At 38.9% G+C, this 23,848-nt stretch carries 13 protein-coding genes; 12 read left to right on the top strand and 1 reads right to left on the bottom strand.

Annotated elements, in window-relative coordinates; translation table 11 throughout:
• The first annotated feature begins 6 nt into the window (after positions 1–6).
• The gene (locus EZJ28_RS09860; protein ID WP_131397362.1) at positions 7–2,775 is read left to right on the top strand and encodes an outer membrane beta-barrel protein; all 2,769 of its coding nucleotides are present in this window, start codon (positions 7–9) and stop codon (positions 2,773–2,775) included.
• 32 nt (positions 2,776–2,807) lie between these two features.
• Here EZJ28_RS09860 and nhaA read toward each other — a convergent pair whose 3' ends face one another.
• On the bottom strand, positions 2,808–4,127 hold the full coding sequence (gene nhaA, locus EZJ28_RS09865; protein ID WP_131397364.1) for a Na+/H+ antiporter NhaA: 1,320 nt from the start codon (positions 4,125–4,127) through the stop codon (positions 2,808–2,810).
• Between the two features lie 819 nt (positions 4,128–4,946).
• Here nhaA and EZJ28_RS09870 point away from each other — a divergent pair.
• The 11 genes from EZJ28_RS09870 to EZJ28_RS09920 all read left to right on the top strand — a co-directional run bounded on the left by EZJ28_RS09870 (position 4,947) and on the right by EZJ28_RS09920 (position 23,845).
• Entirely contained in the window at positions 4,947–5,993 is a 1,047-nt protein-coding gene (locus EZJ28_RS09870) for a LacI family DNA-binding transcriptional regulator (protein WP_131397366.1), read from the top strand.
• A 195-nt stretch (positions 5,994–6,188) separates the two neighbouring features.
• Positions 6,189–8,663: a hypothetical protein gene (locus EZJ28_RS09875; RefSeq protein ID WP_207388451.1), complete on the top strand. Its 2,475-nt coding sequence runs from the start codon at positions 6,189–6,191 to the stop codon at positions 8,661–8,663.
• A gap of 121 nt (positions 8,664–8,784) precedes the next feature.
• Positions 8,785–11,832: a TonB-dependent receptor gene (locus tag EZJ28_RS09880; RefSeq protein WP_131397368.1), complete on the top strand. Its 3,048-nt coding sequence runs from the start codon at positions 8,785–8,787 to the stop codon at positions 11,830–11,832.
• Between the two features lie 31 nt (positions 11,833–11,863).
• Positions 11,864–13,351, top strand: a complete 1,488-nt coding sequence (locus EZJ28_RS09885) for a RagB/SusD family nutrient uptake outer membrane protein (protein WP_131397370.1) — start codon at positions 11,864–11,866, stop codon at positions 13,349–13,351.
• A 54-nt stretch (positions 13,352–13,405) separates the two neighbouring features.
• Positions 13,406–14,536, top strand: a complete 1,131-nt coding sequence (locus EZJ28_RS09890) for a glycoside hydrolase family 130 protein (protein WP_131397372.1) — start codon at positions 13,406–13,408, stop codon at positions 14,534–14,536.
• A 296-nt stretch (positions 14,537–14,832) separates the two neighbouring features.
• A complete protein-coding gene (locus EZJ28_RS09895) occupies positions 14,833–16,158 on the top strand; it encodes a sugar porter family MFS transporter (protein ID WP_131397374.1) in 1,326 nt (441 codons plus the stop codon).
• Positions 16,159–16,267: 109 nt separating this feature from the next.
• Positions 16,268–17,254: a type I phosphomannose isomerase catalytic subunit gene (locus EZJ28_RS09900; protein WP_131397376.1), complete on the top strand. Its 987-nt coding sequence runs from the start codon at positions 16,268–16,270 to the stop codon at positions 17,252–17,254.
• A gap of 767 nt (positions 17,255–18,021) precedes the next feature.
• Positions 18,022–19,692, top strand: a complete 1,671-nt coding sequence (locus EZJ28_RS09905) for a hypothetical protein (RefSeq protein WP_131397378.1) — start codon at positions 18,022–18,024, stop codon at positions 19,690–19,692.
• The gene (locus EZJ28_RS09910) at positions 19,689–21,452 is read left to right on the top strand and encodes a hypothetical protein (RefSeq protein WP_131397380.1); all 1,764 of its coding nucleotides are present in this window, start codon (positions 19,689–19,691) and stop codon (positions 21,450–21,452) included. The genes EZJ28_RS09905 and EZJ28_RS09910 overlap by 4 nt, the downstream gene beginning before the upstream one ends.
• Before the next feature lie 18 nt (positions 21,453–21,470).
• Positions 21,471–22,349: a sialate O-acetylesterase gene (locus tag EZJ28_RS09915; protein WP_131397382.1), complete on the top strand. Its 879-nt coding sequence runs from the start codon at positions 21,471–21,473 to the stop codon at positions 22,347–22,349.
• Between the two features lie 23 nt (positions 22,350–22,372).
• Positions 22,373–23,845: an arylsulfatase gene (locus EZJ28_RS09920; RefSeq protein ID WP_131397384.1), complete on the top strand. Its 1,473-nt coding sequence runs from the start codon at positions 22,373–22,375 to the stop codon at positions 23,843–23,845.
• Positions 23,846–23,848: the final 3 nt, after the last annotated feature.

Genomic DNA, 23,848 nt, shown 5'->3' on the forward strand with positions numbered 1-23,848 from the left:
TATATAATGCGTGTATACTTTAGCCTGCTTGTGTTTTTAATTACGAATGCAGGTTTCTCTCAGAATTTTAAAATCACAGGCACAATCACAGATAGTGAATCCAAGCCCCTTGAAGCTGCAACCGTGTATGTTGAAAAGGTTAGTGACAGCAGTCTGGTAAGTTATACGATAAGTGAAAAAGATGGTTCGTTCCTGCTGCAGGGTGAAACAGACGCCAGACAAGTTAATCTTTTTGTGAGTTATGCTGGCTATGTTCCCGAAAGGCGTGCTCTGGAGGTGGAGGAGCAGATAAGTGTAGGGAATATTTCCCTGGCCGTGATGGATAATACCCTGGAAGAAATTACACTTACCGCAAACAGAGCTCCTATAACTATTAAGAAAGATACGCTGGAATTCAATGCGAATTCCTTTAATACGAGGCAGGATGCCAACCTCGAAGACCTCATGAAAAAACTTCCCGGCCTTGAGGTAGATTCTGATGGAAATATTACCGTAAATGGGAAGCCGGTTTCGAGAATTCTGGTAAATGGGAAGGAGTTCTTCGGAAATGATCCCCAGATCGCAACAAAAAACCTTCCGAAGGAGATCATAGATAAAGTTCAGGTAACCGATACCAAAACCAAAAGTGAAGAGTTCACGGGAAAGGCCGGGGATCCTGATAATAAGACCATTAATATCGAACTCAAGGAAGATAAGAACAAAGGTTATTTTTCCCGGATAACTGCCGGTGGGGGGACAGATGATCGTTATGAGCTTAGCGGAATTGGAAATTATTTCAAGGACGATATGAGGCTAAGCGTACTGGCCAGTTCCAATAATATCAATAGTTCGGGTTTTAGCTTTGACGAGGTCTTTGATATGATGGGAGGCAATGCACGGAGTATAAGGGTTGGTGGTGATGGATCCTTCAGTATAAACGGAAATAATTTTGGAAATTCTGGAGGAATTACCAAATCCGAAACTGGCGGATTTAATTTTGTGAATGAATGGGATAATGGGTTAGAATTAAGTACCGACTATTTCTTTGGCCGCAACGATACCGAAACAAGAAGGCGGGTAGAACGTGAGAATATCCTTCCAGATTCCAGATATTTCATCAATTCGCTTAGTGAAAGCAATCTGATGAATGACAGCCATCGCGCGAATCTTAGGCTTGAGGTGGAATTTGATACTCTTACCCGGCTTTCCGTAAGACCCAGAATGAATGCGAATTTTGGCATTTCCTATCGAAGTCGTGAGCAGGAAACGCTAGATGAGGATAAGTTTTTGAAAAATTCCACGACCACAAACGAAACAGAAGATCTGGAGAGTGTAGATTTTTCCAACAGGATAGATTTCATAAAGCGGTTTGGCAGCAGGGGTTCTTATCTTCAGTTAGACCTGAACCATTCTCATGAAAGGCAGCGGAATGATAATTTCTATTATTCTGAAAGTTTTTTTATTTCAGACGGGGTCGAAGAAGCTGAGATTCAGGATCAGTACATAGATCAGGATGAAGACAGAAATTCACTTGAAGTGGGCGCTTCTAAGAGAAGCGTGCTGGCAGATAAACTTTTTCTTGATGTAAATTACAATTTCAATACTTCAAAGTCTACCACCACGAGAAGCGTCTTTAATGCTCAAAATGGGAGCTACACAAATTTCAATGAATTGCTCAGCAATGATTTTGAAGTGATAAGTTATGTGCATACACCAAATGCGGGGATCAATTATGAAGGTGAAAAATGGAGAATAGATACCGAGTTAGGATTACTTAGTACCAGGCTTCAAACCAATAACTTTATTGACAATGTCTCCTTTGACAATACTTTTAATAATTTGTTTGTAGACGCCGATGTACGATATACCATAGAGCGTTCAAAAAGTCTGCATCTGGGATATAGCACAAGATCTAATGTGCCGTCTGTAAGGCAGCTGCAACCGGTGGAAGATCGTACCAATCCATTGAATGTTATTGTAGGAAATCCGGAACTGAAGCCAAGTTTCAATCAAAGGATAAACTTTAATTTCAGAAATTTCGACTTTGCCACTCGCAGTGGGTTTTTTAGTTATTTTAACCTGAATTTCATCAGTAATCAGGTGGTTGCTTTAAGCCGATTAAATGAAGATTTCGTGCGCCAGACCACCTTTACAAATGTAGATGGTGTGGTTAATGGATACATTGGAACAAGTTATTCCAAAACCTATAAAAAGGATGAACGTGAGTTTCGATTCCGCGTAAGACTGGGGGCTAATTATAATCATAATGTTGGTTTTATTAACGCGGTGAAATATAATTCTGATCAGTATACCCTGAGTCCTGCCATATTTTTGTCTTACGCCATTGATGAACTTCTGGAGATAAGTCCGCGATATTCATTGTCTTATAATGATATTCGATATGATATCAACAGAGGTCGGGATCAGAGCTATGTTAACCATAACCTGTCTTTGGAGACTACCACATACTGGCCTAAAAATGTCGTTTTTGGCAATGATATCTCCTATAATCTATACGGAAATGTCTCACCCGGCTTTGATAATACCTCCTTATTATGGAACACCAGCCTCGGATATCAGTTTCTGAAAGAAAAAGCAACCTTAAAAGTGAAGGTGTATGATCTTCTAGATCAGAATGTAGATACCCGAAGAATGGTTGGAGACGATTACATCCAGGATGTAAATAATCTTATCCTGCGGCGTTACGGTATGCTGAGTTTTACCTATAAATTCAGCAGTTTTGGAGGAGGTAGGGCCCCTCAGCACAGAGGAAGACATAGGATCATAAGAATGTAGAGATTAACGGTTTTTGCTGATTTTATCTAGATCTAACGGTTGATATATTTCAGGTAGAAATAACCCATAACCCCCGCAAGAAGTGATGCTGAAAAGATCCCTATTTTTGCCTGATCCAGATAGGTCTCGTTGTCAAAGGCCAGTTCGGTTATGAACAGTGACATAGTGAAGCCTATAGCTGCCAGCAGTCCTACACCATAGATATGTTTCCATTGTACTTTTTTAGGCAGGGAGGATATTCCGAGGCTTACCATGAGCCTTGTAAAGAGTACAATTCCGAAGAATTTACCCAGGATAAGACCCAGAAGTATGCCGAGGCTCACGGGTTTCAGGAAATAGGAAAGAGAATCCGCTGTAAAACTAACGCCGGCGTTAGCAAAGGCGAACAAAGGCAGTACCACGAAGCTTACAAAAGGATATAAGGCGTTTTCCAGCCGCTGAAGAGGTGGGATAGCGTCCTGGGTAAGCAATGAGAATTTTTCAATTGTATTTGAGATCTCCTCCTGGTCTTTTTCCTTATGGCCGTAGGGCTTTTTAAGTTGTTTTTTAATATGGTAGGATAATAATTTCACTTTTCGTAAAAAGATAGGAGTATTTATCCTTTTGCTGGTAGGGATGGCGAATGCGGCCAGTACCGCAGCTATGGTAGCATGAATCCCGGAAAGTAAGATTGCAAGCCATAGCCCTCCAATTCCCATCACCGCATAAAATAACACATTCCTGATGCCTATGTAATTAGCCAGAATTAAAACCGCCAGAAAGAAAACACCTATTCCCAGGCTATCTAATGAGATCTGTTCGGTATAAAAGAAAGCGATTACCAGCACTGCTCCAAGATCGTCGGCAATGGCAATGGCGGTAAGGAATATTTTGAGGGAAACAGGCACCCTGTCGTTTAGGAGGTAGAGTATACCCAGAGCAAATGCTATATCAGTGGCCATAGGGATACCCCAGCCCGATATGGAATCTGTACCCATATTAAAAAAGAAATAGATAAGAGCGGGAAATAACATTCCTCCTAATGCGGCGGCCACAGGTAAAACTGCTCCTCTGAAGCTGGATAATTCACCATGCATAACCTCTCTTTTTAATTCCAGGCCTACCAGAAAAAAGAACATGGACATAAGACCGTCATTTATCCAGTGATGCAGGCTTTTACTGATCACGAATTCATCCATCCCGATAAATATTTCCTGTTTCCAGAATTTATGGTAAAATTCAGCCAAAGGAGAATTAGCGATAAGTAGTGCCAGAACGGTTGCGATAATAAGACTTATTCCAACCGAGGTTTGCTTTTCAATAAAATTTTTGATGGGTAAAAGGATGTAGACATCCAAACCGGATTTTTTCATGAAGTAGACCTTTTAGGTGGATGCACTACGAAAACTTTTCTGCGTATAAGTTAGAGTCTAAAATTGAAGTATAATATGATTAAAATCATGTTTTTGCAGCTTAACATTGAAGATTAACAATAGCTGTAATGCGCTCTATAATAATAATTTGAGAGTTTTTATTGCAGGTAAAAACAGCTGTGTGCTATACAACTATTATATCGTTAGTTCACCGATTATTTTTTGAATCGGGAGGCTATCTTCTTAAATTTAGAAAGGTTGAATATGAATCTTAAAAAACTTGCGTATGGACATTTTTACTGATTTTGTTCACAATTACAGAGGATCCCTACAAGGTTTAAATGTTTTTGCCAAAATTGCGGTAACATTAGCGTTAGCGTTAATCTTACTTGCTGTAGTAGGAGCTGTTGTAAATGTGATAATTCACAATGTTTAATTTTAGGGAATAACCAGAATTAAACTGCTAATTCTTCAAAATCCTTTTGCGGTCTTTCCAAGACGGTAAAAGGATTTTGTGTTTTTTGATCTTTCAGTTTGGAAGTTGTATTGACGAGGTTTGGAAGGCCTGTTGTTTATATAATGCTTTTAAACATTGGTTTAGGGCTGATATAGAGGAGTAAAAGTGAAGCCAGATTTTTAAATTGGAACCATCAGTAAAATCTGTTTCTAATTTAATTTTAAAGCTAAATAATATAAATACCTTGCCTTATGAACATGATTTTAATAGATTTGAGTTCTAATTTTTCGTAAGCTTTACTATCTGGTCCCCTACAAGCTTACGGTTATTTACCTTACTCTGAGTCTATAATCCAATACAAAATGAAAGAAAAGCGAAAAATATCGATAAAAGATATTTCTAAAAAACTGGGGATCTCTACAACTACCATCTCATTTATCATTAACGGTAAAGCTGAAAACAGGATAAGTAAAGAAGTTATAAAAAAGGTTGAAGATTATATAGAAAAAGTTGGCTATAAGCCTAATTCTACTGCTCAGACCTTAAGAACCGGAAAATCAAAGACCATAGTTTTCATGGCCGAGGATATTTCTGACCCTTTTTTTTCTGCCATAGCAAAAGAGATGGAAGAAATTGCTTTTGAAAACAGTTATAAAATCATCTATTGCAGTACAGAGAATAAAAAGGAGAGAGCCCTGGAGCTTCTTACTCTTTTTAAGGATCGGCAGGTAGATGCCTTTATTATTACTCCTCCTGAAGACTTCAAAAATGAAATGGAAGAACTAATTAAGGAGAATAAACAGGTGGTCATGGTCTTTGACAGATACTATGATGATTTTGAGCATAATTATGTTGTGTTAGACAATCTTGATAGTTCCATACGGGCTACAAGATACCTCCTTAATAACGGATTTCAGAATGTGGGATTTGTAGGGCTGAAATCTGATATTTCAACAACCCAGGAAAGACTCCACGGGTACCAGCAGGTAATGGCTGAAAATGCCAAGAAAGAGCGTTCGGTTCTTGTTTCCTTTGATGAGGTGAAAACACCCACCGGAAAGAAGAAGATCTATGAATTCATCAGTAGAAATCCCCAAATAGATTCTTTATTGTTTGCTACCAATAGCCTGGCCATAACCGGACTTAAGTTGTTAAAGGAAATGGGGCTTAAAATTCCGGAGGATATTTCGGTTCTTACCTTTGACGACCGTGACCTTTTTGAACTTTATTCGCCACCTATTAGTGTGATATCCCAACCGGTTAGTCACCTGGCTAATGAGCTTATAGAAGGAACTTTAAATTTACTTGAAGAAGATTTGAAACCTAACTCAAGGTTTCAAAAAGTTTTAAAAGGAAAATTGGTAGAGAGAACTTCATCTCAGCGTATTTCTGAGAATAATGCAATTTAGGCCATAATTTTTGTCTATACGTAAACTGACAGGTAGATTATCTGCTCCAATATTTTGGTAAATCGGAACATGATATCTATATTAGCGCTTATGTAAAACGTTTTACTAAATCGATTTAGTAAAACGTTTTACATAAGAGTGTAAAGTTTAAACATTCTAATTTTTTAAATAAATACTTAACTCTAATCCAAAAGGATGGCTATTTACCGCATACATATTTATTTATTTATAGGAGTCGTTTTCTGGTTAACTTCATCTACGGCTATTGCTCAGAAGCTGAATCTACAGGTTTCCGGGGACGAACAAAATGGCTATTCAGTGAATGTTCTTAATGGGGAGGAGCTATTGTTATCATCTGAAGGGGAATTTACTCTCAGCCTCTCAAATCTTGATTTAAGTGTCCAGCAGGAGCTCAGGGATTTTAGAGCTGCTTCCTTTAAAAATACAGCAACCGGAATAAGTCTTTATAAAGATATTTATCTGGAGCAATATGATTCAAACCTATCGGTGGAAGTGAATTACGAGCAGTTGAGTTCTAATCTTATTAAGAAAACAGTACGGCTTTTTCAGCCATCCATTCCTGCTCTTTACTACACTCTTAGGCTTAAGAATACGCCTGCAAATACACCGGAACGCTATATAACCTTTGAGCATGAGGATTTTCCTGGTGGCCTGGTTCACGAGCTCTATCCTTCAGCCGGGTTTATTACTTCCCAGGGTAATGTGGTTGGGTTTTTAACAGATCCGGGTTATAAGAATCACTTTACCAGAACTACCCGCAGGCGTTTTAGCGGTCGTGGGGGCGGAATGATTGGGATGAGGGTGCTTCCTGATGCCCGTCTGCTTTCCATTGCCTCGCCTGAGGAGCAAATATCCGGCGAGGATTATATACAATACACTTTCGGGAGTATGGATGTGCTGGACCGGGGTTCGGTTAAAGAGCTTGATCTGCCTGATACTTTTAATAAAGTTGGAAATATCGAGCTGGAAAGAAAAGACAGCATAATAGAATTGAAATTTAAAGACAATAATAAAGCGGGGATTGAACTACTTACATCTATGAGGGACCAGAGGGTGTATACTGTTTCATTCCTCGCTAAAGCTAATTCCCCTCTTTCTCTGAAATTATTCAGAATGAAAAATGGGAAAAGAACCAAAGAGCTGGAACACGGGATCAAGTATATTGATAATTTCCCGGTGAATACGGAAGAGTGGACCTTGTTTAAAGGGAGCGTTCTGGTTCCATATATCGAGAAGGATAGTATTAAGATGTTCATAGGAGCTAATAATCCTGAAAATGGCACTTTACAGTTAAAAAATTTAAAAATAGAGGAAAACCACCCATTTGAAAGGTCTTATAATAAGCTGACTTTAGGTGAGCCGGTAGAAAAGGTCACCTATATTTTTTCGGAACCCTGGAAAGACCAGAAGCAGTTTAAAATTTCTACAAAAACCAGACTGGCCGAAGGAATGGGATTTCAGGGTACTGAAATTGAAAAGATGTTGTATGCTAATTTCCAGATGATGACCTGGATCACTTCAGTGGATGATTTTACGGCATTTAATGTACCAAATATGAATTATTCGCCAGATATGTATAACAGGGATTCATTCTGGTCAGTTATTTCAACTTATAACAGGGAACTAAACGTTTCAATCTGGAATCAGTGGGCCAAAACCCAGACTTCGCGAGGAACTATAGGAACTATTATTACTCCGTATATGGGGTCGGTAGAAGCCAAAGATAATGAGGCAACCATAGAATGGCTTATATGGGGATTGCTAAACAAAAGACGTTTCGGTGTTGAATTACCTGAAGATAAGATAAAGCTTGCAGCAGACTATATTCTGAACGAATTCGATGAAGACGGCGATGCAGTGTGCGCCTCCCATTTTTCTATGAGTCAGATAGATGTAATGGAATACCATCCTAAAACGAAACGCATGGCCGCCAACCAGGGGATGTTCACGGTGGCCCTGAAGACCATTAAAGCATTGGGAGTGGAGATCAGTGAAGATTACATAGCAAAAGCTGAAAAGGAGTATTCGAATTTTTACGATCCTGAGCGCAAGCATTTGCTTTTTGATACAGATTATCCTGATCTTATAAGCTTTACCGATCTTATTCCTGAATTCCTTTCTCTCTGGGTGTTTGACGAGCCCATGCTCACCGATGAAATGGTTAAAAATCATCTGGACCAGATCCCGGCACTGAATAAAACTAACAAAGCGCCTTATCCTGAAATTGGAACTACTTCTCCCATTTGTATAAGATTAACGGATGATGCTCCGGGCTATACCTATATGGATGAAAACTATCAGCCATTCGGTGAATTTGGAAAGAACAATTATGGTGACCATGCCCGGGATGGTTATTACTATAATGGGGGTAGCTGGCTGCGTGCCGAATATACCGCATATGTGACTGGTCTCAAACACGGCTGGGAAAAAGCCGAAAAACGTATGGAGAACCGTTTATGGGCAGAGATTAATCTGAATCCAAACTGGCCTTACAGCAAAGAATTTATCCCAACTAAATGGAACAATTATGAAGAATGGTGGGATTCTACAAGAGGACTAAGCTGGAATGTGTTTGTATTAATGGCAAATGAATTTGCGGGCCTTCGTAGCCCTGCCATGGATCCCGATTATGAGAAAAAGGAGTTTTAATTTTTAAGCTAAACCTAGTTAGGGTTTATAAAAGAGAAGCAAAAAACTAATAAGAATGTAATTAATAAATGTATAGCATGAAAAAAGTCAACTCTATTACTAATCTTTTGAAAAGACTATTATGATGAAAAAAAATACGATTTTCAGTCTGTTGATAATATGGGCTGTATTTACGGCAGGTGTGGTTAATGCACAGACCGTCACCGGAACAATCACTGATGCAGGCGGTGCTCTCCCTGGCGTTTCGGTAGTGGAAAAAGGAACCTCCAACGGTACGGTTTCAGATTTTAGCGGAGAATACTCTATTGAGGTGTCGGGCAGTGATGCAGTCCTGGTATATTCTTATGTAGGCTACCAGACTTTTGAAGCCGAAGTTGCAGGAAAAGAGAGGATAGATGTCACTCTCCAGGAAGATGTGGCAATGCTGGACGAATTGGTAGTGGTAGGATATAAATCTCAGAAAGAGTCCACTATTACCGGAGCTATTTCTTCGGTGGATATTGACCAACTGGAGTCCAGAAGAGTTTCTGAAGTAACACAGGCACTACAGGGACAGGTTGCTGGTGTTAATATAACTCAAAGTACCGGTGCTCCGGGAGATGAAGTGGAAGTGCGAATAAGAGGTAATGGGACCATTGGGAATAATAATCCGCTTTACATTATTGACGGAATTCCAAGCCGTGAGATATCTTTCCTTAATCCGGCAGATATACAATCGATGACGGTTCTTAAAGATGCTGCTGCAGCTTCCATCTATGGTTCAAGGGCTGCTGGTGGAGTTATAGTTATTAAGACCAAAGAAGGACAACAAGGAGGGCAGTTTAAAGTGGATTATTTTGGAGGTATCCAGAAGGTGATCAATCTGCCAACTATGCTAAATACGCAACAGTATATGCAAACAGTTGAACAGGCATGGGATAATGCCGGATATGAGGGTACGAATCCTTATACTGAAGATATTGGCCGTTCAGATTTTGCAGATGTGGATTATCTTGATGAATTATTCGAATTAGGAAAAACTCATAGTCTTAATGTTGGGGTTTCAGGTGGAAATGAAAAGACCAGCTATATGCTTTCTGGAGGTTATTTTGGCCAGGATGGAACAGTGGTTTATGATAACGATAAATTCAGAAAACTGAATCTTCGTACCAATATAAGTTCGCAGGTACTGGAACGTATAAAAGTAGGAGCCAATGTGCAGATGTCCTATAATACGCAGGACAGGATTTCTTCTAAAGGAGATGCCCCTGGAATTATAAGGCATGCATTTCTACGTCCTCCTAATATCCCTGTTCGCAAAGACCCTTCAGATCCAACGTATTCTGAAGAAGATCCTTTTACCGATCTTCCTTTTTACCAGGGACCAAATAGTTATGAGAGCGGGAAATATGAATACAGCCAGAACCCGATAGCTTTAGCCTATTTTACCGATGATGAAACCTCCACTTTTAAGACTTTCGGAAATGTCTTTGGTGAGTATGATATTTTAAAGGATAAATCACTAAAGTTCAAGACAAATTTTGGGGCCGACCTAAACTTTTTCCATTCAAAAGCTTTCAACAGGAATTTTGGGGATGATGATGGAAACAGTGCGGCTATAGACCAGGGCCTTGGTAGACAAAATCGTCCGAGTTCATTATCTGAAGCAAGAGGGCAGGACTTTACGATCACCTGGAATAACAGTCTTCATTTTGATAAGGAATTTGATGAGCATTCCATAAGTGCTCTTTTAGGTACTGAATTCATTATGAATGAATCTGCAAACCTAAGTGCTTCAAGGTTAAGATATGACTTTACAGATCCAAATTTCAGATATATTGATTTTGGAGGGACAGACCGTGATCTTTGGAATGGAGGTCTTGCCCAGGAATGGGCGTTGTTCTCATATTTTGGTTCAGCAACCTATGTGTATGGAGACAGATATATGTTAACTGCCAATTTAAGAGCAGATGCTTCATCACGTTTCGCCGAAGAGAATAAATGGGGATATTTCCCATCGGTCTCTGCAGGGTGGATGATCACCGAAGAAGAATTCATGGAGGATACTGACTGGCTTTCTGAATTAAAACTAAGAGGAAGCTGGGGGCAACTGGGTAATCAGGAAATCCCTAACTACGCATACCTTACATTGTATAGAAGGGATGCAGACCGGTATCTTATAAGCAGATATGGAAACCCAGATCTTAAATGGGAAACTACTACCCAGGCAAACATAGGTGTTGATTTTGGGCTCTATAAGAACAGGTTATATGGTAGCGCAGATTATTTCAAGAAGAATACTTCAGATATCCTGTTACCTATTTCTCTGCCTCAGTTTGTGGGTGATGTATCCCCAACTTATCTAAATGCCGGAGAAGTGGAGAACAGCGGGTTTGAATTTGCTCTTTCATACAGGAATTATGACAATCCTGTTGGAATCAGCGTTAGTGCGAATATGGCGACACTGAAAAATGAAGTAAAGTCGTTACACCCTAATCTTCCTTATTTGAATGGGAGAGTCACAAGAACTCAGCCGGGTGAACCTTTGAATGCTTACTATGGCTTTGTTCAGGAAGGAATTTACCAGAACCAGGCAGAAGTGAATGAACATCTGTCGGGAACTGCGAATCCACCGCAAAAACCAGGTGATATCAAGTTTAAGGATCTGGATGGAAATGGTATCATTAACGATAATGACCGTGATTTCATAGGAAATCCTAATCCTAAGTTGACCTACGGAATGAACCTTAATCTGGATTACAAGGCTTTTGATTTTAGCATGTTATTGCAGGGAGTGGAAGATGTAGACAGGTATAATGACCTTAAGAAGATCATTGATTATGACACTCGTCCGTTCAATTATTCAGACAGGGTTCTGGGTGCCTGGGACGGAGAGGGGTCTACCAACACCATTCCAAGGGTGAGCTTTAGTGATAATGGAAGCAGCAAGGTGTCTGATATTTTTGTAGAAGATGCTTCTTACCTGCGACTAAAAAATGTGGAGTTAGGATATAGCATTGACGCCGATAAATTATCGGGTCTTGGAAATATCAGACTTTATGTTTCAGGCCAGAATCTGATAACATTTACAGATTATTCGGGTCTTGATCCGGAATCAACAGATCTGATAGATATGGGAACATATCCGCAGTCTTTAACCGTATTGTTCGGTGTAAATGCAAGATTCTAAATCACTTTAATTAACAAAAAAACTGAATATAATGAGACATATTCCTAAAATATTAATAATAGCTTCAGCCGTATTTCTTACCGGCTGTGACTCCTACCTGGACAAAGAGCCAATAGGCCTTATTACGCAGGAGCAAATAAATGCGGAACCGACTGCGTCTTCGGTTACTTCCAGTGTGAACTCAACCTATCAAACCCTTTCCAGTACCCTGAATATTATAGGGGAGTGGAATTGGGATGACGCCACTGTATTGAGGAACGACTTCATACTTCAGGACATTGCTTCCGGAGATATGGAAAAGAAATGGAATCCTGATGGTGACCAGGCCTGGATGGATCAGATCGCTGCTTTTAACTTCACATCAATGAATGGAGCTTTCAATGGACAGTGGAGCTATGATTATGAAGGTATAGCAAGAGCTAATCAGGCCATAAACATCCTGAATCAGGATGAGGTGATCTCGAATATCGATATGGATGCGGCTACGAGGGACCGACTTCTGGGTGAGGCTTATTTCCTCAGAGCCTTCTATTACTTTGATCTGGTAAATAATTTTGGAGATGTACCTTTGCTTACAGAACCATTAGAGAATTTTTCTGAAGCATACGAGGTTACTACAAGAACGCCTAAGGACGAAGTTATAGCATTTATAAATTCTGATCTTGAACGAGCCGTTTCTCTGCTTCCACAACAAAAGTATTCAAGTGCTTCAGAACCCTGGAGAGTTTCTATTGGTGCTGCTAAAGCTATGCAGGCAAAAGTAGCCTTATATCAGGAAAATTGGAATAGTGTTATTTCTCATATTGAAGAGCTTCAGTCCTGGGGATTCTATTCATTAAATGATAATTATTTTGATTCTTTTGATGTGACAAAAGAATTTAACGAAGATGAAGTGATCTTTGCCTATGATCATAAGCAAGGTGTGAACCCTAGTAAGGGTAACGGTCTTGCTGCTTTAATGGGATGGGGGTTTGTTGCTCCTTCTGAAGACTTTATAGCCGCATTTGAAGAGAACGATCCTCGTTTAGGTTATACCGTAGATGTGGAAGCGCAGGAAGTACATAAATTACTGGGTTCTACTGACGGTAGTTTTAAAGGGAATGCCGATTCTCCTGGGAATAAAATTTATATCAGATATGCTGATGTGCTATTGTGGAAAGCTGAAGCACATATCCAGCTTGGAGAGGTAGAAGAGGGCCTTGCCATAGTAGATCAAATTAGAGAAAGAGCAAGAAATACCCAGGCTGTAGATGGACGTGCAACTCCGGGTGATGCACTGCCTTCTTATTCAGGACAGGGGCTTACTCAGGCTGAAGCCATGGAGGTTCTTATGCATGAAAGAAGAGTAGAGCTAGGTTTTGAATCTCAACGCTTTATGGACCTTAAGAGATGGCAGATCGCCGATGAGGTGCTTACAGACTTAGGAAAGAACTTCCAGGATTTTAATTACCTGTACCCAATTCCACAGGGAGAGATCGATAAATCGGGTGGGCAGATTTCCCAGAATCCCGGCTACTAGAAAAATCAATAAAACCCGGCTACCCAGAGGTAGCCGGAAAATAAAAACAACAATATGAAAAAAATAAGTTTTTTAGGTGCAACCTTACTATACGTGCTCTTTATGGGCGGAATGCAGGGAATAGCACAGGAAACTAAAGAAAAGGAATGGATGTTAGGGCCCTTTCAGAGGTTCACCCAGGGAAAACCAATAATTTCCAAGGATACCTTATCTACTTTTAATGATCCTATGAGTGGGAAGGAAGTTAGATGGGAGTCCATGGCGACTTTTAATCCCGCGGCCATTGTTAAGGATGGTAAGATAAATGTTTTCTACCGGGCTGAAGAAAGAGTCGGTGAAGATGGGATAGGAACCCATACATCCAGGCTGGGACTGGCAATTTCAGAAGATGGTGTGAAATATACAAGAAAGGAAAAGCCTGTTTTTTATCCGGATAATGATGATCAGAAAAAATATGAGTGGACTGGAGGAACAGAAGACCCCAGAATTATTGAAACCGAAGACGGGACCTATGTTCTCACATATACCCAATGGAACAGGGATACACCCCGTTTAGCCGTTGCAACTTCAAAGGATCTGAAAAATTGGGAAAAGCATGGTCCTGCTTTTGAAGAGTATAAAGATGGAAAATACAATGATATGCACACTAAATCTGGTGCTATTGTAAGTAAACTTAATGAGGATGGTAAGCTGGTAGCCGCCAAAATAGACGGGAAATACTGGATGTACTATGGGGTCCCCCATATCTGGCTGGCTTCTTCAACAGATCTTGTGAACTGGGAGCCCGTAGAAGATTATGAAGGAAATTTAACCCCAGTTCTTAATCCCCGTCCTGGATATTTTGATTCCTGGTTGGTAGAAGCAGGACCACCACCAATTCTTACAGAAGATGGGATCGTGGTACTTTATAATGCCGGAAACTCCAAGAATATTGGAGTTAAAGAACTCGGGAATCGTATATATACCGGTGGCCAGGCCTTATTTGATGCTAATGAACCCTGGAAGCTTCTGGACCGCGCAGATAAGCCCTTCATCAAGCCGGAACTGCCCTTTGAGAAATCAGGTCAGTATAAAGACGGAACCACTTTTATAGAAGGTTTGGTTTACTTTAACGATGCCTGGTATCTGTACTATGGTACTGCCGATAGTATGGTGGGTGTAGTTAAATCCAAACCCTGCAAATAAGGTTAAAAAAGTCTTGAAAAAGCCTGTTTAAATTACAGAATTATTTAGTGATGATTGTCAAATTTGAAATTAGCCTCTTCTGTTTTAAACAGGCTTTTTTAACTGGTAAGACTTAAGGGTAGAATGAACTCCGAATATGCCTTTTCTTATTATTCTGCTGGTGTATTTTGGGTTCATACGTTATACTTACTCTTTAAAGCTTTATTTTCAAAAACAAATTATTTCTGATCTTTATTACTAATTAAATTAGTGTTGGGGAAGAAGACTGCTTCGCTAATTAAAAAAGCCTATAAATTGTGAACAAACGATTATTATATTACTCCATTACCGTGGCAATGGCGGGATTTCTTTTTGGTTTTGACACGGTTGTTATTTCCGGTGCCAACCTCCCCATTAAAGAACTATGGAATACTTCTAGCTGGTTTCACGGAACCTTTATAATGTCTATGGCCCTTTGGGGCACGGTAATAGGCGCTTTATTTGCCGGAATTCCGACCGATAAATTTGGAAGAAAGAATACTCTTATAGCAATAGGTATATTATATTTCATTTCGGCAATTGGTTCAGGACTGGCTCAGGATCCTTATAGTTTTTCATTCTTCCGTTTTATCGGGGGACTTGGTGTTGGGATTTCCTCTATTGCAGCCCCTACCTATATATCTGAAATATCCAATCCAAAGAATAGAGGTACACTTGGTTCATTATATCAGTTTAATATTGTTTTTGGTATTCTTGTAGCCTACTTAAGCAATTATCTCCTTGAAGGAGTTGGGGGGAGTAATGACTGGAGATGGATGTTGGGAGTGGAGGCACTTCCTGCTCTGGTCTATACCATTTTGATGATTGGAGTGCCCAGAAGTCCGCGTTGGCTATATCTCCATCAGGATCAGCCTGACCTGGCTATGCAGGTACTGGCCAAAACCAGTTCAGAGGAAGAAGCCCGTAACACTCTGCGGGATATGGAAAGGGATCGTGAGTTGAGTGTGAGTCACAGTACCCGTTTGTTCTCCAGGAAGTACAGATTTCCTTTAATTCTGGCTTTTTTAATCGCTTTTTTCAATCAACTTTCTGGGATCAATTTTATATTGTATTACGCTCCTGAAATACTGGGGAAAGCTGGATTTGGCACCGAGGATTCTCTTTTTAGCTCAATAGCGATTGGACTGGTGAACCTTATTTTCACTTTTGTAGGAGTTTCTCTGATTGATAGGACAGGGAGAAAGAATCTAATGTATATAGGTTCGATTGGATATATAATCAGTCTGGGGATGGTAAGTTATTTATTCCTCATTGATGCATCCGCTATCTCAAAACTAATATTTATTCTCACATTCATAGCCTCCCATGCAATAGGTCAGGGAGCAGTGATCTGGGTATTCATTTCTGAGATTTTCCCCAATAAGGTTAGGGCCTACGGTCAGGCATGGGGAAGTGGAACTCACTGGGTTTTTGCAGCACTCGTTACCCTTTTCGGGTCTATCTTGCTCAATTCACTCCAGCCCTGGGTACTTTTCGCAATATTCGCCGGACTAATGGTATTACAGCTCCTTTTTGTCCATTATTTAATGCCTGAAACAAAAGGAAAATCTTTAGAGGAGATCGAGAAATTCTTTGAGAATTAATGCTCTTTACTGGCATTTTTAAGAATGATATTTTCAATTTATCGGGCAGCTCGAGTAACTTTTTATAATAAGTGCTCTCACCTGAAATACGGAATTTTAATAAAATTAAATGATACTTAAGAAATTTAATTCATACGGAATCAAATTCAAACCCATACTAAAAGATAAAATATGGGGTGGCAGCAAATTAAAAGATCTTCTGGGAAAACATGCTTCTTCCAAGGCTGGAGAAAGCTGGGAAGTCTCAGCGGTAGAAGGGGATATTTCTGAAGTGAAAAACGGAGAGTATAAAGACTGGAAATTTGACGACCTGCTTGAGAGTTTCCCCAACGAAATTCTGGGTAAAGCCGTAGTTGCCAAATTTGGAGGGAAATTTCCTTTGTTAATCAAATTTATTGATGCTGCTGAGAATTTATCTGTGCAGGTACATCCGGATGATAAAATGGCGAAAAAGGAACATAATTCCTTTGGTAAAACTGAAATGTGGTATGTGATCCAGGCCGATGAAGGCGCGAACATAAATGTTGGGTGGAAGAATCCTATAAGTCCTCAAGAATATAGGGAGGGTATTGAAAAAGGAACTATAACGGATTATCTTAATTTTATTCAGGTTGATGAGGGAGATACTTTTTTTATAAAAGCAGGAAAGGTTCACGCAATAGGAGCGGGAGTTATGCTAGCTGAAATCCAACAAACTTCCGATGTTACGTATAGAGTATATGACTGGGATAGGGTGGATGAAAAAGGCAATTCAAGAGAATTGCATGTAGATTTGGCTGCCCAGGCTATGAACTTTAATGTAAATGACGATCATTCCGTTAATTATAAAGCCATGCCCAACCAGCCAGCGAATTTGGTAGATTGTGAATTTTTTAAAACAAACATTATCCATATAGATGGAAAATTTATTAAGGATTGTTCTTTGATGGATTCTTTCATAATTCTAATGTGCGTGGGCGGACATGGAAAAATTGCAGTTGATGGTAAGGAAGATGTAATTGAATATGGTGAGTCTATATTGGTTCCCGCGATAGCAGAATCAATTAGGATAGAAGGGGAGTCTTTGAAATTGTTAGAGGTTTCTGTTCCATCATAAAATAGGTATATCTTTTAGATCCTGGAATTTGAATACTGCCCACTTCTATGTGGGATTTAGTGTATAATGCTCTGTTTAAGGTGTTTAGTTTTAAGAAGAAGAAAAGGCGGTTACAATTTCCAAACCCGCCTTTTTTATTTAAAACAAAAAACCCACTTCATCTGAAGCGGGTTTTTAAAGGTGGTACCTCCAGAAACCAGAGACAATTTACTTCCTTTAAATAAAATGGCCGTTTGTGCACTTCAAGTAATTGACTTTTAGTTTGATATGTTCTCGAAAAATCTAAAATGCACTCAGAAAATCTTAAGTGTATTCCTAAGTAATCAGAAGTAGCTTAGTAACCTGTTGATAAAATTTCAGGAAATAACATTCATGAAAAATAGTAACAGTTTTGAATAGTGATTAAGGTAGTAATGGTAATAAGAGCTTTCTTTCCGAAATTTCTGTATAAAACTGTAACCGCATGAAGTCTTTATTTCAAGTTCGAAAATCTTGGATTCTGTTAACTCAATATCCCAGCAATGTTATTTCAATAAAAAGTTAATGCATAATTATAGTTAAAAGAACAAGAATTATCCAGTTTTTGGAATATTTGAACCTACTTGTTTTATCCCCCCTTCTATACTTTTAAACCAGAAAACTATTAAAAGATAATATTAATTATCCTTCTTTATTCATTCGTTGAATTCTGGTTGAATTAATTTTAGAAAATAACATTTCTTCACCGGTATAATAAGTAAAAAAATTAAAATAATGAATCTAAAAGAATGAAGAAATTTTCCGCTATTCAAATAAAAACTATATTTCTTATCCATGTTTTTGCGTTATTTTTTTCAACCACGAATGCTCAAGGTAAACTGCTAAGTAATGTAGAATATAGCTACCCTTTCTGGGGTGAATATCACAAAACACCAGTTGCTAATATCGAAAATCCCAAATGGATTAATAAAGATACAATTATAAATGGGTGGGATTGGTCGCTCCCCGATTCAATTGAACCTTCTGAAACATCAAATCTTTGTGTGGCACGTAACTTCGGTTTGGATATTGACAAAATAAAGAAACTTCCACATATCAATTTTTCTGCAAATCCTGTTATTTCCCATTGGGTGAATTGGCGAGATTTAGAACCTCAAGAAGATGAGATTAATTTTAAACCTCTCATTAGGAATATTAAAAAAGCTTATGAGAAAGGATATGGCTCAGTAGTTCGAATTCATTTTTCAGCAACAGATTTCGCACCTGAATGGATCAAAAAATATAATATTCCTATTAGAAAGGAACATAAAGAGAATCCCATTAAAAGAAACTATGAAGTGAGCGACCCCAGGTTTCATAACCGCTATATAAAATTTATTAAGGCTTTGGGGAATAGTGGAATACCGCATATGAACGAGGTAAAGGGTTTATTTCTGGGATACGCTTCTCCTTCCAATGGTGATGAAGGTATTGGGCCATATCCGGAGATATATGCCGAAGCCAATGATACTGTAAAACATGTGAGAGAGAGAATCGATGCATGGGCTAGTGCCTGTTCAGGTGTGGAAAACAAAGTTTTCATGGGAGGATTATCCAATTATGGCCTGAGCAAAGGTTTTGGCATAAGACGCGGATTTGTGGAAATGTATCTTTACCATATCCCTGATGAACATATAGGACAGGAACTAGATAATAATGGGTATTTATACGTTAATGAGGACAATAGTATTATTAAGAATAACTTTTTCCATGGCGAGGAGAATGAGGAATATGACGAAAAATGGGCGACAGCTGAAAGGGACTTTCGATTTGGAAAGAACACTAAACCCTTCCCTTATCGTTATTTTACAGCTAACCTCAGGCTATTGCAAATGCGAAATAATTACCTGTTAAATAATGAATTTGCATTATTACCTGATATGCTCACCTGGGTTAGTCTAGAGTTGGGAAGGACAAAAGAAGATGCCCCCGACGCCTGGTGTTTTTTACGTGAAAGTTATTTAAAAGGAGATGAAGCCCGTCCAGTAAAAAATTTCGAGCGATGGATTTACCAGAGGGATAAGCCGGGTTATGAAACAACACCGGTTTTAAAAATAAATCATCCTATCAAAATGTGGATGGTACATCCAGAAAATTACTTTGATTTTGTTGCCAGAAAAGGCCGGAAAATTGGGTTCGATATTAATGACGAATTCCTTGCATCACATGAGAAATTTGTCATTAAAATATCGTACATGGACATAGGAAATGGTGAATGGTCTCTATTATTTAAAGGTAAAAAAGGAATCGAAAAGAGAAGCCTAAAGAATACAAACACAGGCGAGGTTAAGACAGCTTCATTTTTTATTAATACAGACTTTCAGAATAAGGAACTGCTGTTTGATCTTGAAATACATGGAGAAAAGGGGTTTGAACCTACAATAAGTTTTGTAAGAATTATAAAATCCGGAAGAGAATGAGAGCTAAAATATTTCTGACACTATTCTTTTCCATAGTATTCTTTGATATTCAGGCTCAGGATATTTTTCCTGAAGATGCCTGGGGTGTATATACCTGGGGTTCATATGATCCGGATTTAATTAACCCTGAAAAAACACCTAATGTAAAAGGTGTTCCTATAATATTAAAATGGGCCGATCTGGAGCCCGAAGACGGAAAATTTAAATTTGATAAATTAATAAAAACCAAATTAGAAGACTTAGAAAAAGATAATTATTATACCACAATAATGGTTTGGATCGCCTTCTCTACTACAGAGGTTACCATGAAGGATACTACCTGGGCGTTCACTCCTTCATGGCTTTTTAAAGAAGGCGTACCACTAGTGAAGTTTCCACCCACGGTGAATCCCCTGGGAAAGACCTTAACACGATATTTTCCTTATTATCTTGATCAAACTTATAAATTCTATTTTCATCGAATGCTGGAGGAGTTGGGGAAATATGTTTTAAGCTTACCTTCAAACCTCAGAAATAGGATATTGTTTGTTCAAAGTGCTGAAGGATCAACTGGAGATGGACAGCCATATAAAGGGGAACCTCTTGAATCAAAATATAATATTTCTTCCGATGAATGGGATGACTTTAGGGTCGAAACCTGGAAGGTGCTGGTCAAGGCTTTTTCAAGGGATGATATACTTCAAGTCCCGCTCCTCACAAATTACGATTCAAATGGAGAGAAAGAATATGATTGGATGATTTCTAATTTGCCCAATGCAATTGGAATTAAAAATGGCATGTTTTCCCATGGTTACCATATTAGTGATGCCCAGGAGCGATTGGTAAATTTTATCAACTATAGAAATAAAGTAGAAGAACAGGGTAAAGTATTTTTCGCACGTGGAGAGCAGGACGCTGAGTATAAGACATATGGCTGGAGTAAAAGAAATATTCCCCAGGGCTTCTACTGGTCTGCTTTGTATGCCACTCATTGTGGTCTTACAATGTGGAATATTCCATGGGAGGCTTGCACCCAGAAAGAAAACTTTCCGGCATTTGACCTTTTCAATCGCTATGCTGCTCAAATTCATGCCCCGACAGCAAACTTTGCATTCTGTGCATTACGAAGTGGTTTGGATGCTTCAGACACTGATAGGTTTCCCGAAAGTGTATATGGTAAAGCTGTTAAATCTAATCAGCAACGCTATGTAAATATCGCCAGTGCATTTAGCCAATATGGGGCACAGATGGCCGATCCAGAAAAGGCAACAGGTGGAGGTATGATAAATCGAAAAAGGAATGGCTATAATGATGCCGGCTGGAAAATTCTGCCAGGTAATTATGAGCGGCATTTATCACAAATAGACCCGGAGGAAACAAGCATTGGTTGGTGGAATATAGATAAGAGTATTTATGGTCGTTTTGCCCGGGGATTTGATTATAAAAATGACAAAAATGCAATGTACTTTGATTTAGATAATAATTTCCTGGATAAGGACACATCAAAACAGAAATCTAAAGTACAGGTAAAAATTATCTATTACGAAGGTGATAAAGGCAGTTGGGAACTGTTATATCATGCAACTGATGGAACCATGAAAAATGCCATATCAATAACCAATACCGGCCAGAGTAAATGGAATGAGGTTACTATTTCCTTAAATGATGCCTTATTGAATAATGGTGGAGAGAAAGGAGCGGACCTGATTATTAAAAACAAAGGAATCACTGATTGTCGTTTCCATTTGATTGAAGTAATGAAAAGAGATTCAAAAAAATAGAATTTTAATATAAGAGAAATGAGAATTCTAATATTTACTCTTCTTCTATTTTCCGTTATGTCCTCTTACCCTCAGGCTAATGAAATAGAAAGCTGTGGGAATCAGAAAAAGGTTTTTTTGTTTGCCGGACAGTCCAATATGGACGGCAGGGGAAATGGAGAGGAATTGTCCAAAAAGGATTTGGAGCGACTTACGAAAGTGGCAGATAGAATCCTTTTTTATTATAATAAAAAACCTGTTACCCCACTTCAATTAACCACACCTGGAAAATTCGTACAAAACAAATTTAATTTAAATCAATCTTTTGGTCCGGAATTATTTTTTGGAATTGAATTGGCCGAAAAATACCCGGAGGATCAATTCATCTTTATCAAAAGATCAGAGGGAGGTACTTCGCTATATGGATGCTGGAATCCTGAGTGGACCTATGAGAAGGCCAGCTTAATAAATGAAGAAAATAAAGCAAAGTTATATTCTGATTTTATTAGCTATACTGAAAGTATACTTCAGTCATATAAGCCCGAAGAGTATGAAATAAAAGGTATGTTTTGGGTTCAGGGAGAACATGATAGTTATACAGACAGGTGGGGAGAAGAACCAGCTGCCAGTTATGGTAAAAATCTTAAAAACCTTATTGAGAACGTAAGAATTGACCTTAACGCTTTGGAAATGCCTTTTATCATTTTTCAGGTGGGGAAAGGAAAAGTAGTAGAGGGAATGCTTTCTACGGCCAAAAATGATGACCGTGTTTTTCTGATACCTCAATCACAGGATAAGAGTTCTCCAAATTATTATGAACAGTATCCACAACCAATTGGACATTATAATACAGGAAGTATGAAAAGAATAGGTGTTGAATTCTTTAAAATTTACGACAGTAATTTTATCAATAAATAGAAAAACAATAATTGAATACAGATATGAAGAGATTAATATGGTTGCTCACAGTTATAGTTCTTATGCTCCAGGCTTGCAATAATGCACCAAAAGAAGATCAAGCACAGGATAAACAGCAAAGACCTCCCAATATTATTTATATTCTGGCAGATGATTTAGGTTATGGCGATGTAGGTAGCTATGGTCAAACCAAAATAGAAACTCCCAGTCTTGACAAAATGGCTATGGAAGGTATGATGTTTACTCAACATTATGCTGGGAGTACCGTCTGCGCTCCTTCTCGTAGTGTGCTATTATCGGGCAAACATACGGGTCATACAGCTATAAGAGGAAATAAAGAATATATTCCTGAAGGACAACACCCCATGGATGGTGAAACTTACACCATTGCTGAAATGCTAAAAGAGGCGGGCTATTCTACCGGTGCTTTTGGTAAGTGGGGATTAGGTTTCGTAGGCACCGAAGGTGATCCTAATAAACAAGGCTTTGACGAATTTTATGGGTATAATTGTCAACGTCAGGCTCATCGATACTACCCGGAACATCTATGGCACAATGATGAAAAGGTGTTTTTGGAAGGTAATGACTTCAAAAATACAGAAGAATACGCCGGGAATAGAATCCATGAACAAGCACTGGAATTTATAGAATCTAAAAAGGATCAGCCATTTTTCCTTTTCTATGCAAATGTTTTACCTCATGCAGAACTTATCATGCCGGAAGGGGAAATGATGGATAAGTACCGGGGAAAATTTGAAGAGACCGGTTATGTAGATGAGCGTACTGGAGCAGATTATGGTGATGAACCATTCGAGGTTAAATATTATACTTCGCAACCAGAACCTCGCACTACCTTCGCCGCTATGGTATCCTTACTTGATAAACAGGTAGGGGAGGTTATTTCCAAATTAAAGGAATTGGGACTTGATGAGAACACTATCGTAATATTTTCATCAGATAATGGTCCTCATATGGAAGGAGGTGCCGATCCTGATTTTTTCAATAGCAATGGAGAGCTAAGAGGGCACAAAAGAGATTTATATGAAGGTGGGATACGAGTGCCAATGATAGCAAGATGGCCAGGTAGTATAGAGGCTAACTCCAAAACAGAGCATATCTCCGCTTTTTGGGATATTATGCCCACATTAGCGGAGGTTGCAAAGACACAAATCCCCGGTAATATAGATGGCATTTCATTTTATCCGGAATTAACAGGAGGAGAGCAGAAAGAGCATAAGTTTTTATACTGGGAATTTCATGAGCAGGGAGGAAAAAAGGCTGTGCGCAAGGGAAAATGGAAAGCGGTGAAATTAAACTGTTTTGATGAAGCCAAAACCACAGTGGAATTGTATGATTTGAGTGTGGATATAGGTGAACAAAACAATATAGCTTCAAAACATCCGGAAATTGTAAAGGAACTTTTGGAAATTATGGAAAAGGAACACGTGGAAAATACGGACTTCCCTTTTAGAGAAGGTATAGATAACAACTATTAAATC

It is taken from the genome of Gramella sp. KN1008 (assembly GCF_004332155.1).
Classification (GTDB): domain Bacteria; phylum Bacteroidota; class Bacteroidia; order Flavobacteriales; family Flavobacteriaceae; genus Christiangramia.

Excerpts from the sequence above, each read along its gene's own strand:
- EZJ28_RS09885 (WP_131397370.1), top strand. The coding sequence starts at position 11,864 with ATGAGACATATTCCTAAAATATTAATAATAGCTTCAGCCGTATTTCTT.
- EZJ28_RS09880 (WP_131397368.1), top strand. The coding sequence starts at position 8,785 with ATGATGAAAAAAAATACGATTTTCAGTCTGTTGATAATATGGGCTGTA.
- EZJ28_RS09905 (WP_131397378.1), top strand. The coding sequence starts at position 18,022 with ATGAAGAAATTTTCCGCTATTCAAATAAAAACTATATTTCTTATCCAT.
- EZJ28_RS09915 (WP_131397382.1), top strand. The coding sequence starts at position 21,471 with ATGAGAATTCTAATATTTACTCTTCTTCTATTTTCCGTTATGTCCTCT.
- nhaA (WP_131397364.1), bottom strand. The coding sequence starts at position 4,127 with ATGAAAAAATCCGGTTTGGATGTCTACATCCTTTTACCCATCAAAAAT.
- EZJ28_RS09875 (WP_207388451.1), top strand. The coding sequence starts at position 6,189 with ATGGCTATTTACCGCATACATATTTATTTATTTATAGGAGTCGTTTTC.
- EZJ28_RS09870 (WP_131397366.1), top strand. The coding sequence starts at position 4,947 with ATGAAAGAAAAGCGAAAAATATCGATAAAAGATATTTCTAAAAAACTG.
- EZJ28_RS09890 (WP_131397372.1), top strand. The coding sequence starts at position 13,406 with ATGAAAAAAATAAGTTTTTTAGGTGCAACCTTACTATACGTGCTCTTT.
- EZJ28_RS09860 (WP_131397362.1), top strand. The coding sequence starts at position 7 with ATGCGTGTATACTTTAGCCTGCTTGTGTTTTTAATTACGAATGCAGGT.
- EZJ28_RS09910 (WP_131397380.1), top strand. The coding sequence starts at position 19,689 with ATGAGAGCTAAAATATTTCTGACACTATTCTTTTCCATAGTATTCTTT.
- EZJ28_RS09920 (WP_131397384.1), top strand. The coding sequence starts at position 22,373 with ATGAAGAGATTAATATGGTTGCTCACAGTTATAGTTCTTATGCTCCAG.
- EZJ28_RS09900 (WP_131397376.1), top strand. The coding sequence starts at position 16,268 with ATGATACTTAAGAAATTTAATTCATACGGAATCAAATTCAAACCCATA.